Here is a 12,128-nt window from a genome sequence, read left to right as displayed (position 1 = left end):
CGGGGGCGCCCCGGCGCGGATCAGCGTTCCGCGGCCGCCGCCACCAGGGCTTCCATCACCCGGGTGTCCTCGCCGGCCTCCGGGTGCCACTGCACCGCCAGCGTGAAGCCGGGCGCGTCGGGCAGCTCCAGCGCCTCGATGGTGCCGTCCTCCGCGTAGGCCGAGGCGAGCAGCCCGCGGCCGAGCCGGTCCACGGCCTGGTGGTGGTAGGTCGGTACGGCGACCGGCTCGGGCAGCGTGCGGCCCAGCAGCGTTCCGGGGACCGGCTTGATGTCGTGCCGGTCGAAGACCCCGGGGGCGCCGGCATGGCCGTCGAGGTGCTGGACGAGGGTCCCGCCCAGCGCCACGTTCAGCAGCTGGAGGCCGCGGCAGATGCCCAGCAGCGGTACCCCGCCCGCCAGCGCGGCCTCGATCAGGGCCAGTTCCCAGGCGTCCCGGTCCAGGGCGGGCGGCCCGGTCCTGGGGTGCGGCTCCGCGCCGTAGCGGGCCGGCTGCACATCGGCGCCGCCGGCGATGACCAGTCCGTCCAGGCGGGCGACGGCCGCGGCGGCGGTGGCCGGATCGCCCGGCGGCAGCAGCGCGGCCAGCCCGCCCGAGCGCTGCACCAGCTTCGGGTATCCGGCGGGCACCAGCGCGGCGGGCAGCGACCACACCCCCCACCGGGCGTCCTCCTGGTAGGTGCTGATGCCGATGAGGGGCTGGGACATGGGGTGCGGTCCTCCGTGGGGATGGGGCGGGAGCGGGGCGGTGCACGAGCGGCGGGGCCGGCCGGGGAGGTCCCGGCCGGCCGTCGCGGTGCCCGGTGGGGCGGTCAGGCGCGTTCGAGTTCGGCCTCCGCGGCGGCCAGTGCGGCGAACTCCTCCTCGGGCGCGGAGGCCACCAGCCGGTGCCGGGAGTAGAAGGCGAAGTAGGCCAGCGCCACCACGTACACGCCGAGGGCGATGAACGCCGCGTCCTTGTCGACCAGGAACGTCGCCACCAGCGCCGAGCAGGCCAGGACGAGGGCGACGGACGAGGTCAGCATGCCGCCGGGGGTGCGGTAGGGGCGGTGCAGGCCGGGCTCGCGGCGGCGCAGCACGAGGTGCGAGAGCGCCATCAGCGCGTAGGAGATGGTGGCGCCGAAGACCGCGACATTGAGCATCCGCGCGCCGTCGCCGGTGGCCGCGGCCAGCCCGAAGCCCAGCGCGCCGGGCACCAGCAGGCCGAGGTAGGGGGCCTTGCGGCGGCTGGTCAGGGACAGGAAGCGGGGCAGGTAGCCGGCCCGGGAGAGGGCGAACAGCTGCCGCGAGCCGGCGAAGATCAGCGAGAAGAAGGACGCCACCAGGCCCGCCAGGCCCGCGTAGTTGACGATCCGGCTCACGGTGGTCGGCTTGCCGTGCGGCTGCAGCGCCTGCACCAGCGGATCGCCCACCGACTGGATCGCCGCCGAGCCGCGCGCCCCGGTCGCGGCGACAAAGGTGATCAGCGCGAGCAGCAGCAGGATGCCCATCGCGGCGGCCATCGCCCGCGGCAGCGAGCGGGCCGGGTCCTTGGTCTCCTCGGCGGCCAGCGGGACGCCCTCGACGCCGAGGAAGAACCACATGCCGAACGGGAACGCCGCCCAGATCCCCAGAATGCCGAACGGCAGCCAGGAGTTGGCCCCGAAGGCGCCGGCCTTGACCGGGATGTCGTTGAGGGTGTCCACATGGAAGTCGGTCAGCGCGGCGATGGCGAAGACGACGATCGCGGCGACCGCGATGGCGGTGACGATCAGGCTGAAGCGCAGCGCCTCGCCCACGCCCCACAGGTGGATCCCGATGAAGATCACGAAGCAGGCGAGATAGACGGGCCAGCTGGAGTGCAGCCCGAACAGGCCGAGCGACTCGACGTAGTCACCGATGAAGAGGGAGATCGCGGCCGGTGCCAGGACGTATTCGATCAGGATCGCGGTGCCGGTCAGAAAGCCGCCCCAGGTACCCAGGGCGCGCCGGGCGAAGCCGTAGCCGCCGCCCGCGGTCGGCAGGATCGAGGCCAGCTCGGCCAGCGCGAAGACCAGACAGGTGTACATCAGGCCCATCAGGACGGCGGCGATGGCCAGGCCGCCGAAGCCGCCCTGAGCCAGGCCGTTGTTCCAGCCCGAGAAGTCGCCGGAGACGACATAGGCGACTCCCAGGCCCGTGAGCAGCAGCGGGCCGGCGCTGCCGCGCCGCAGGGTCCGCCGCTCCAGATAGGTCTCGTCGGGCGATGCGCCGCCCGGGCCCGCCGGGGGTGCGGTCTGCGATTCCGTGCTGTCGGCCATGAGCCGCTCCTGCCTCGACGAGGGAAACCGAGCAAAGGTTTAGCCGCATACCTTTGCTGCCGGGCCGCGGGAGCGCAAGACCTGTGCGTAAAAGAATGGTGAACGCGCCCTCACGGCGGGGCGGGCGCTCAGGGTGCCGGGGCCGTCAGGAAGCCGCGCAGCAGCGCCGCGGTCCCGCAGCAGTGCTCGCGCATCACCTCACGGGCGCCGTCCGCGTCGCCCTCCAGGACCGCGTCGACCAGCGCGCCGTGCTGGGCCTGGGAGTGTTCCAGATTGCGCACCAGCAGCGGGATGCAGTCCAGCAGGTCGTTCACCCGCGCCCGCACCGCCGCGTACTGCGCCGCCAGCGACGAGGAGCCGGACAGCTCGGCGAGCGTCAGGTGCAGCAGGGTGTCGCGCCGGCGGTAGTCGGACAGCGGGGCCTCCTGGGTCGCCGCGAGCGCCGCCCGCAGCCGGTCGCGCTGCACGTCGGACAGTCCGTGGGCGGCGCACAGCCCGGCCGCGCCGACCTCCAGCACCTCCCGGAAGCGCAGGGTGTCCTCGACGTCGGCCTTCGCGATCCGGCGCCGCAGCTCGGCCTCGCCGGGATTCTCGGTCCGCACCCGGACGAAGGTGCCGCCGTAGCGCCCGCGCCGGCTCTCCACCAGGCCCTCGTCCTGCAGGACCTTGAGCACCTCGCGCAGGGTGACCCGGCTGATCTGCAGCCGCTCCGCCAGTTCCCGCTCGGCGGGCAGCCGTTCGCCCTGGGGCACCAGACCGAGCCGGACGATCTGGAGTATCTGCTCCAGGGCCTCCTCGAAACCATTGCCCGCCCGCACCGGCCGCAGCACGGGTGCCAGCCGGTCGTCCGCACCGTCCATCGCCACCCCTTCCCAATCAATGGTTCGTGTGCCTACCTTATGACCTCCGGATGCAGTGACAGGAGGCAACACCGTGGCAGAACGCACGCCCCCACTCTCCGTCGAGGAACTCAGGGTCCTCGTCGACGCCGGGGAGATCGACACTGTCGTCCTCGCCTTCACCGATATGCAAGGCAGGCTCCAGGGCAAGCGGTTCGCGGCCCGATATTTCCTCGACACGGTCCTCGACCACGGCACGGAGGGCTGCAACTACCTCCTGGCCGTCGACGTCGACCTCAACACGGTCGAGGGCTACGAAATGTCCTCGTGGGAGCGCGGCTACGGCGACTTCGCCATGCACGGCGACCCCGCCACCCTGCGCCGCACCCCCTGGAACGCCGGCACCGCCCTGATCACCGCCGACCTCGCCTGGCACGACCGCTCCCCGGTGGTCGCCTCGCCCCGGCAGATCCTGCGCCGCCAGCTCGACCGGCTCGCCGAGCGGGGCTGGAGCGCCTACGCCGGCACGGAGCTGGAGTTCATGCTCTTCAAGGACTCCTACGAGGACGCCTGGTCCCGCGGCTACCGCGAGATGAACCCCGCCAACCAGTGGAACGGCGACTACTCCGTCCTCGGCACCGGCCGCGTCGAGCCCGTCCTGCGCCGGATCCGCAACGAGATGGGCGCGGCCGGGATGACGGTCGAGTCCGCCAAGGGCGAGTGCAACCTCGGCCAGCACGAGATCGTGTTCGTCTACGACGAGGCGCTCACCACCTGCGACCAGCACAGCATCTACAAGACCGGCGCCAAGGAGATCGCCGCCCAGGAGGGCATGTCGCTCACCTTCATGGCGAAGTACGACGAGCGCGAGGGCAACTCCTGCCATATCCACCTCTCGCTGCAGGACGAGGACGGCCGGCCGGTGCTGGCCGACGACGACGGCCCGTACGGCATGTCGAAGACCATGCAGCACTTCCTGGCGGGCCAGGTCGCCGCGATGCGTGACTTCACGCTCTTCTACGCGCCCAACATCAACTCCTACAAGCGCTTCCGCCCCGGCTCCTTCGCGCCCACCGCCGTCGCCTGGGGCCCCGACAACCGCACCTGCGCCCTGCGCGTGGTCGGCCACGGCCGCGCCCACCGGCTGGAGAACCGGCTGCCCGGCGGCGACGTGAACCCCTACCTCGCGGTCGCCGGCATGGTCGCGGCGGGCCTGTACGGCATCGAGCACGAGCTGGAACTCCCCGAGGCGACCACCGGCAATGCCTACAACGGCGACGCCGCCCACGTCCCCACCACCCTCCGCGAGGCCGCCGAGCTGTGGGAGCACAGCCCGATCGCCCGGGAGGCCTTCGGCGACGAGGTCGTCGACCACTACCGCCACATGGCCCGCGTCGAGCAGAACACCTACGACGCGGCCGTCACGGACTGGGAGCGCTTCCGCTCCTTCGAGCGCATGTAAGGAACCCGCACGTGTCCGATGGTCTGCACGAGCTGACGATTCTCAACCCCGCGACCGAGGAGCTGGTGGCCACCGTGCCCACCACCTCCCCCGACGAGGTCGACGCCGCGGTCCGGCGGGCCGCCGCCGCCCAGCAGGCCTGGGCCGCGGTGGCACCCGGCGACCGGGCCCGGCTGCTGCGCCGCTTCGCCGAGGTCGTCGACGCCCACATCGAGCCGCTCGCCGCGCTCGAACTGAAGGAGGCCGGCCACCCCCTGGGCAACGCCCGGTGGGAGGCGGGCAACGTCCGCGACCTGCTGCACTACGCGGCCGGGGGAGTGGAGCGCCTCAACGGCACCCAGATCCCGGTCGCCGGCGGCCTGAACATCACCGTCCAGGAGCCGCTCGGCGTGGTCGCCGTCATCGCGCCCTGGAACTTCCCGATGCCGATCGCCGCCTGGGGCGCCGCCCCCGCGCTCGCGGCCGGCAACGCGGTCCTCCTCAAGCCCGCCGAGACCACCCCGCTCACCGCGATCGAGCTCGCGAAACTCGCTCTGGAGGCCGGCCTGCCCGAGGGCCTCTTCCAGGTCCTGCCCGGCGAGGGACCGGTCACCGGCACCGCGCTGGTCGAGCACCCGGGCGTCGCCAAGGTCGTCTTCACCGGCTCCACCGCCACCGGCCGGCAGATCGCCGCCCGCTGCGCGGCGCAGACCAAGCGGCTCACCCTGGAACTCGGCGGCAAGAGCCCCAACATCGTCTTCGCCGACGCCGACCTGGAGGCCGCCGCGGCCGCCGCCCCCGGCTCCTTCCTCGACAACACCGGCCAGGACTGCTGCGCCCGCAGCCGCATCCTCGTCCAGCGCTCCGTCTACGACCGCTTCATGGAGCTGCTGGAGCCCGCCGTCAAGGCGTTCACCGTCGGCGACCCGGCGGACCCGGACACGCAGATGGGCCCGCTGATCTCCGCCGCCCAGCGCGAGCGGGTGCGGTCCTACGTCGCCGAGGACGCCCCGGCCGCCATCCGCGGCGAGGCGCCCGCGGGCAAGGGCTTCTGGTACCCGGCCACCGTCCTGGAGGGGCGCCCCGAGGACCGTACGGCCGTCGAGGAGATCTTCGGCCCGGTCGCCGTGGTCCTGCCCTTCGACGACGAGGCCGACGCGGTCCGGCTCGCCAACGCCGGTGACTACGGCCTGGCCGGCTCGCTGTGGACCCGTGACGTCGGCCGCGCCCTGCGGGTCTCGCGCGGCGTCGCGGCCGGCAACCTCTCCGTCAACTCCCACAGCGCCGTCCGCTACTGGACCCCCTTCGGCGGGTTCAAGCAGTCCGGTCTCGGCCGGGAACTCGGCCCGGACGCGCTGGCCGCCTTCACCGAGACCAAGAACATCTTCCTCAGCACCGAGGGCTGACACCCCGGGGCCCGCCCCGGACCCCAGCCGTCCGGGCGCGAGCCCGGCAGCGTTCCCCGCCACCCCCAGAGAAAGGCCCCCGAAGTGACCGACCAGACCGCAGTGTGCCGCCGCCTCGTCGGGCGTACCGCCGTGATCACCGGAGCCGGCAGCGGCATCGGCCTGGCCACCGCCCGCCGGCTGGCCTCCGAAGGCGCCCACATCGTCTGCGCCGACATCGACGAGGTGGCCGGCAAGGCCGCCGCCGAGGAGGTCGGCGGCACCTTCGTCCAGGTCGATGTGACCGACTCCGACCAGGTCGAGGCGCTCTACAGGACCGCCTTCGACACCTACGGCTCGGTGGACATCGCCTTCAACAACGCCGGGATCTCCCCGCCCGACGACGACTCGATCCTCACCACCGGCCTGGACGCCTGGAAGCGCGTGCAGGAGGTCAACCTCACCTCGGTCTACCTCTGCTGCAAGCACGCCCTGCCCTACATGCAGCGCCAGGGCAAGGGGTCCATCATCAACACCGCCTCCTTCGTGGCCGTCATGGGCGCCGCCACCTCCCAGATCAGCTACACGGCCTCCAAGGGCGGCGTGCTGTCCATGTCCCGTGAACTGGGCGTGCAGTTCGCCCGCGAGGGCATCCGGGTCAACGCCCTGTGCCCGGGACCGGTGAACACCCCGCTGCTCAAGGAGCTGTTCGCCAAGGACCCCGAGCGCGCCGCGCGCCGTCTGGTGCACGTCCCGGTGGGCCGGTTCGCCGAGCCCGAGGAGATCGCCTCCGCGGTCGCCTTCCTCGCCAGCGACGACTCCTCGTTCGTCAACGCCGCCGAATTCCTGGTCGACGGAGGGATCGCGGGCGCGTACGTCACCCCGGTGTGACCACCCGCTGTTCACCTCGCGTCAGTGTCTTGGTGGCCGGACGTCTCACGATGCCCGGCCACCATGCGCTAGCGTCCCCCTTCGGATCTTCGTTCGACAGGAGAGAGTGCGTTCCATGCTCAATAAGCGTCGCTGGCTCGCAGGCGTTACCGCCCTCGTGGTGGTGGGAGGCGGCGTCGCGGCCGCCCAGACGGCCATGGCCGGCCCGGCACCCCGCAAGTGCCCCACCCTGCACGTCTCCAAGGGCTGGTACGGGGACAACCAGGCCAAGCTCCAGAAGATGATCAACGAGCGCGGCAGCTGTTCCGGAGCCGGCGGCGCCAAGCCGGTCGCGACCTTCGACTGGGACAACACCGTCGTCAAGAACGACATCTCCGACGCCACGCTGGCCTGGATGCTGCGGCACGACAAGATGCTGCGCCCCGCCAGCTGGAAGGCCACCAACAAGTGGCTGACCGAGGACGCCGCCCGCGCGCTCACCAAGGCCTGCGGCACCTCCGTGCCGGCCGGCCACCCGCTGCCGACCTCGACCGACACCGGCTGCACCGACGAGATCCTCGACATCTACCAGGACGAGAAGACCTCCACGGGCAAGACCGCGTTCGCCGGCGAGTGGAACCACCGCCGCACGGTGCCCTCGTACGTCTGGATCACCCAGCTGTTCGCCGGCCACAGCCCCGCGAAGCTGACCGAGTACGCCCGCGCGGCCCGCGCCCAGAACCTCGCCGCGCCGGTCGGTACCGAGCAGAAGGTCGGCACGCACACGATGGAGGGGTACGTCCGCTACTACGCGCAGCAGCGCGACCTCATCCGCACCCTCAAGAAGGCCGACTTCGACGTCTACATCGTCTCCGCCTCGGCCGAGCCGCTGGTCCGCGCCTGGGCGCCCGGCGTGGGCATCGACCGCGCGCACACCATCGGCATCCGCAACCTCGTCCGCGACGGCCGGCTCACCACCGGCGTCCAGGGCTGCGGCGACGTCAAGGACACCCACGGCGAGGTCCTGACGTACATGGACGGCAAGCGCTGCTGGATCAACCAGGAGATCTACCACGTCAAGGGCGCCAAGGCCTGGCAGCAGCAGGACCCGGCGCACCGCCCCGCCTTCGCGGCGGGCGATGCCGAGACCGACGTGACGTTCGTCGGCGACGCCACCTCCGGGCACCTGGCGATCAACCGCAACAAGGCCGAGCTGATGTGCCGGGCCTACGACAACGGCGACCACCGCTGGCTGGTCAACCCGATGTTCATCGCGCCGAAGAAGAAGCAGGCCGACCCCTACCCGTGCGCGAGCGAGGGGTACACCCGGCCGGACGGCACCCTCGCCCCGGCCCACCGCCCCGACGGCTCGGTGATCCCGGACCAGAAGGACACGGTGTACTGAGCACACACCGCTCACCGGGGAGGGTCGCGCCGCTCAGAGGAAGGTGCGGCCCTCCCCGCGGTACGTCGGCACCGTGTCCACCACCCGGTCCCCGTCGATCAGGTGCAGCGCGGTGAACCGCTCGCACAGCTCACCGGCCTTCGCGTGCCGGAACCACACCTTGTCGCCGATCTCCAGCCCGTCGGCGGCCGCCCCCAGCAGCGGGGTCTGCACCTCCCCGGGGCCCTCCTGCGGGTCGTAGCGCAGCCCGGCCGGCAGATACGGCACCGGCAGCCGGTCCGCGCCCGCCACCCCCGACGCCGGATAGCCGCCGCCCAGCACCGTCACCACCCCGGGGCCCGGGCGGCGCACCACCGGCTGGGCGAACAGCGCCGCCGGACGCCCGCTGAACGAACGGAAGTTGTCGAACAGCCGCGGGACGTACAGCCCCGAACCGGCCGCGATCTCGGTGACCGCCGCCTCCGCCGCGGTGTGCTGCACACTGCCGGTCCCGCCGCCGTTGACGAACTCCAGCCGCGGCGCCACCGCCCGCACCGCCCGCACCGCCTCCCAGCGCCGCCGCGCCAGCTCCTTGCGCGCCGCCGCCTGCATCACCCGCACCGTCCGCGAGAACACCGGCTTGCCGGCGACGTCGTCGCCCACCCCCGCCAGATGCCCCTCGTACGCCATCAGCCCCACCAGCTCGAAGCCGGGGCGGCGCACCACCGCGCGGGCCAGCGCGGCCAGTTGGTCCGGCGTGCGCAGCGGGGAGCGCCGCGCGCCGACCCGGACCGCACCGCCCAGCAGCCGGAAGGAGGTGTCCAGCTCCAGGCACACCCGCACCCGCGCGCCGCCGCGCCCGCCGTCCGGACGGGCCGCGTCGATCAGGTCCAGCTGCGCGGGGTCGTCGGCCATCACCGTGACCGCGGCCGCCAGTTCGGGATCGGCGGTCAGCTCGGCCAGGCCCGCCCGGTCCGCCGTCGGATAGGCCAGCAGGACGTCGCGGAAGCCCGAGCGGGCCAGCCACAACGACTCGGCCAGCGTGAAGCTCATGATCCCCGCGAAGCCCTCGCGCGCCAGCACCCGCTCCAGCAGCGCCCGGCAGCGCACCGACTTGCTCGCCACCCGGATCGGCTTGCCCTTCGAACGGCGCACCAGGTCCGCGGCGTTGGCGTCGAAGGCCCGCAGGTCGACGACGGCCAGCGGGGCGTCGAGGTGCGCGGTCGCCCGGTCGAAGGGGGTCCGCGGCGCGCGGGCGGGAGCCTGCGCGCGGGGGGAGCCGGGGGCGGGGGAGGGGCCGGGGGCCGGGGGGAGGTCTGCGTCGCCCGGTGCGTCGGCGCTCTGCGGTGACATGGCCGCAGCCTGCCATGACCGCCTACCGCTGGGTAGGGGGAGAGTTGGCCACAGACCGGACAGGGGTTGGAGCACGGACACCGCCAGCCCTTAGAGTGACTCGACACCGCAACCGCCAGGTCAGCGGCGTGTTGTCCGGATACGAACCACCGTGCCCCGATTCCGGATCGGGGTGTGGCAGCCAGCGGTGCAAGGGGGAGCGCGGGTGAGCACCGACGCCGAATTCGCCGACGCGCGACGCATCCCGCCGCCGCCCCCGCAGCCACCCCGGCGACCCGCCACCGGCGCCCCTTCCGTTCCCCCGCGCCCCACCGCCCCACCACCCGCCGCCGGTGCCCCGCTGCCGCCCCGACCGGACCGTGCGCCCGGCGTGCCGGCCCCCGCCGCCCCGCCGCGGTCCGCCGCCCGCCCCGACGCCTTCCGCGACACCGCCGCCTTCCATCTGGCCCACAGCCAGGACCTGTGGAGCGGCCGCGGCGCCCCGCCGGCCCCCGGCGAACCCGCCCCGGCCACCGCGCGAACGGCCCCCGGCGCCCCCGCGCGCCCGCCCCGGCCCCCGTGGTCCGCCCCGCCCCCGCAGGCAGCCGCCCCCGGAGGGCCCGCGCGCCGTCCCGCGCCGTCCCGCCCCGGCGCCCGGGCACTGGCCGCCGCGGCCTGCCTCGTCCTCGGCGTCGGCCTCATCGGCGGCGCGGCGGCGGGCAGTTGGCTCAGCGACGAGGCCGCCGGCGCCACCCCCGACGCCGCGGCCACCTTCGCCAAGGGCCGCGACGTCTGGCACCGCACCCCCGTGGACACCCTCTTCCCGCGCACCGTCAACGGCTTCGGCGCCGGCCCCGGCGGCGCCGACCGGACCTGGAGCCGGATCGCGGTGGCCCCCGACGGCGGCTGCGCCGGCGCCTACGACCCCCGGCTCGCCGTGGCGCTCGCCCGCGCGGGCTGCGTCCGCCTGCTGCGCGCCACCTACGTCGACGCCACCCGCAGCAGCGTCATCACCGTCGGGGCGCAGGTCACCAAGGCCGACCAGCCCGGGATGGCGGCCCTCAACACCCGCTTCAGCACCGGGAATCTGGGCACCCGCACCGATCTGATGCCGCTGCCGTACGCCGCCCGCAACACCCCGGCCCAGGACTTCGGCCGCGCCCAGCGGGTCAGCTGGACCGTCCGGGTGCTCACCGACATCCCGGTCGTGGTCTACGCCGTCTCGGGCTTCGCCGACGGCCGCACGTTCACCGAGCCGCAGCCCGCCGAGGCCGCCACCCGCCCCGGCGCCACCACCACCCCGGCCGAATCGGGCCTGGGACACGACGCCAAGGGCCTGGCGGACCGCATCGGGGCGGACTTCCGCAAGGCGGCCGGCAGCTCCCCGCGGACCACGGAGGCCTCCTCGTGACCCGGACCGCGCCGCGCGCCGCCGCCGTCGCCCTGGCCTGCGCGGCGCTCGCGGTACTGCCCGCCGTTCCCGCCCGGGCCGACGCCCTGCGCGCCCAGGAGTGGGCCCTGCAGGCCGTCCACGCCCAGCAGGCCTGGCGCACCACCAAGGGCAAGGGCGTCACCGTCGCCGTCCTGGACACCGGCGTGGACGCCAACCACCCCGACCTCGACGGCCAGGTGCTGCCCGAACAGGACCTGGTCGGCTTCGGCGCCGGGCCAGGGGACTCCGCCTGGGCCCAGCACGGCACCGGCATGGCCAGCATCATCGCGGGGCACGGCCACGGGCCCGGCCGCCAGGACGGCGTGCTCGGGCTCGCCCCGGAGGCCAGGATCCTGCCGGTCCGGGTGATCCTGGAGGACGACGACCCACAGCGCGAACGGGCCCGCGCCCAGAAGGCGGGGGCGCTCGCCGACGGCATCCGCTGGGCCGCCGACCACGGCGCCGACGTGATCAACATGTCCCTGGGCGACGACAGCGAGTCCGCGCACCCCGAGCCCCGCGAGGACGCCGCGATCCAGTACGCCCTCGGCAAGGGCATCCCCGTCGTCGCCTCGGCGGGCAACGGCGGCCAGAAGGGCAACCACGTCTCCTACCCGGCCGCTTACCCGGGCGTCATCGCGGCCACCGCCGTCACCCATGTGGGCGCACGCGCCCGCTTCTCCACCCGCCACTGGTACGCCACGGTCAGCGCCCCCGGCTTCGACATCGTCATGGCCGACGCCGGGAGCGGCTACCTCTCGGGCTGGGGCACCAGCCCCGCGGCCGCCTTCGTCTCCGGCGCCATCGCCCTGATCCGCTCCGCCCACCCCGACCTGAGCCCGGCCCAGATCCGCCGGCTGCTCACCTCCACCGCCCAGGACAGCCCCGAGGGCGGCCGGGACGACGACTACGGCGCCGGCCTGATCGACCCCGCCGCCGCGATCGAGGCCGCGGACGGCATGAAGCCCACCCCGCAAAAGCCCTCGCCCGCCGCCTACGGCAACCGCTACTTCGGCCCCGGCCCCACCGCCGCCGCGGCCGCGGACACCCCGGTCAACCGGCTCCCCTGGGCCGCCGGCGCCGCCGGGCTGGCCCTCGTCGCGACCGCCGTCGTCCTCTGGCGCGGCCGCCGCACCCGGACCTGACCGGCACCCGCCCCGCGCCGCC

At 74.0% G+C, this 12,128-nt stretch carries 10 protein-coding genes; 6 read left to right on the top strand and 4 right to left on the bottom strand.

Going from position 1 to position 12,128, the window contains the following annotated elements; genetic code table 11:
* Positions 1-20 precede the first annotated feature (20 nt).
* The 3 genes from ACQP17_RS07365 to ACQP17_RS07355 form a co-directional block, all read right to left on the bottom strand.
* Complete coding sequence (locus ACQP17_RS07365; protein ID WP_433855532.1) at positions 21-707, bottom strand: gamma-glutamyl-gamma-aminobutyrate hydrolase family protein; 687 nt, start codon at positions 705-707, stop codon at positions 21-23.
* A 104-nt stretch (positions 708-811) separates the two neighbouring features.
* Positions 812-2,278, bottom strand: coding sequence for an ethanolamine permease (gene eat / locus ACQP17_RS07360; protein WP_433855531.1), 1,467 nt, complete (start codon positions 2,276-2,278; stop codon positions 812-814).
* 128 nt (positions 2,279-2,406) lie between these two features.
* A complete protein-coding gene (locus tag ACQP17_RS07355; RefSeq protein WP_364877894.1) occupies positions 2,407-3,138 on the bottom strand; it encodes a FadR/GntR family transcriptional regulator in 732 nt (243 codons plus the stop codon).
* Between the two features lie 73 nt (positions 3,139-3,211).
* Between ACQP17_RS07355 and ACQP17_RS07350 the strand changes: the two genes are divergently transcribed.
* The 4 genes from ACQP17_RS07350 to ACQP17_RS07335 all read left to right on the top strand — a co-directional run bounded on the left by ACQP17_RS07350 (position 3,212) and on the right by ACQP17_RS07335 (position 8,218).
* A complete protein-coding gene (locus tag ACQP17_RS07350) occupies positions 3,212-4,579 on the top strand; it encodes a glutamine synthetase family protein (protein ID WP_433855530.1) in 1,368 nt (455 codons plus the stop codon).
* Positions 4,580-4,590: 11 nt separating this feature from the next.
* Positions 4,591-5,964, top strand: coding sequence for an aldehyde dehydrogenase family protein (locus tag ACQP17_RS07345; RefSeq protein WP_433855529.1), 1,374 nt, complete (start codon positions 4,591-4,593; stop codon positions 5,962-5,964).
* An 84-nt stretch (positions 5,965-6,048) separates the two neighbouring features.
* Entirely contained in the window at positions 6,049-6,834 is a 786-nt protein-coding gene (locus ACQP17_RS07340; RefSeq protein WP_433855528.1) for a 3-oxoacyl-ACP reductase, read from the top strand.
* Positions 6,835-6,949: 115 nt separating this feature from the next.
* On the top strand, positions 6,950-8,218 hold the full coding sequence (locus ACQP17_RS07335) for a haloacid dehalogenase-like hydrolase (protein WP_433855527.1): 1,269 nt from the start codon (positions 6,950-6,952) through the stop codon (positions 8,216-8,218).
* Positions 8,219-8,251: 33 nt separating this feature from the next.
* Here the strand turns inward: ACQP17_RS07335 and ACQP17_RS07330 are convergent, their stop codons facing one another.
* Positions 8,252-9,550, bottom strand: a complete 1,299-nt coding sequence (locus tag ACQP17_RS07330) for an amino acid deaminase/aldolase (protein WP_433855526.1) — start codon at positions 9,548-9,550, stop codon at positions 8,252-8,254.
* Between the two features lie 205 nt (positions 9,551-9,755).
* Here ACQP17_RS07330 and ACQP17_RS07325 point away from each other — a divergent pair, with 205 nt between their 5' ends.
* Both ACQP17_RS07325 and mycP read left to right on the top strand, forming a co-directional pair.
* A complete protein-coding gene (locus ACQP17_RS07325; protein ID WP_433855525.1) occupies positions 9,756-10,940 on the top strand; it encodes a hypothetical protein in 1,185 nt (394 codons plus the stop codon).
* A complete protein-coding gene (mycP, locus tag ACQP17_RS07320; protein ID WP_433855524.1) occupies positions 10,937-12,106 on the top strand; it encodes a type VII secretion-associated serine protease mycosin in 1,170 nt (389 codons plus the stop codon). The genes ACQP17_RS07325 and mycP overlap by 4 nt, the downstream gene beginning before the upstream one ends.
* The last annotated feature ends 22 nt before the right edge of the window (positions 12,107-12,128 follow it).

The organism is Streptomyces kronopolitis (assembly GCF_050953795.1).
Taxonomy (GTDB): Bacteria; Actinomycetota; Actinomycetes; order Streptomycetales; family Streptomycetaceae; genus Streptomyces; species Streptomyces kronopolitis_A.
This window is presented reverse-complemented; position numbering and strand designations above follow the sequence as displayed.

What these genes read in the sequence shown, in the direction of transcription:
- ACQP17_RS07355 (WP_364877894.1), bottom strand. Translation starts at nt 3,138, where the DNA reads ATGGACGGTGCGGACGACCGGCTGGCACCCGTGCTGCGGCCGGTGCGG.
- ACQP17_RS07330 (WP_433855526.1), bottom strand. Translation starts at nt 9,550, where the DNA reads ATGTCACCGCAGAGCGCCGACGCACCGGGCGACGCAGACCTCCCCCCG.
- eat (WP_433855531.1), bottom strand. Translation starts at nt 2,278, where the DNA reads ATGGCCGACAGCACGGAATCGCAGACCGCACCCCCGGCGGGCCCGGGC.
- ACQP17_RS07365 (WP_433855532.1), bottom strand. Translation starts at nt 707, where the DNA reads ATGTCCCAGCCCCTCATCGGCATCAGCACCTACCAGGAGGACGCCCGG.
- ACQP17_RS07335 (WP_433855527.1), top strand. Translation starts at nt 6,950, where the DNA reads ATGCTCAATAAGCGTCGCTGGCTCGCAGGCGTTACCGCCCTCGTGGTG.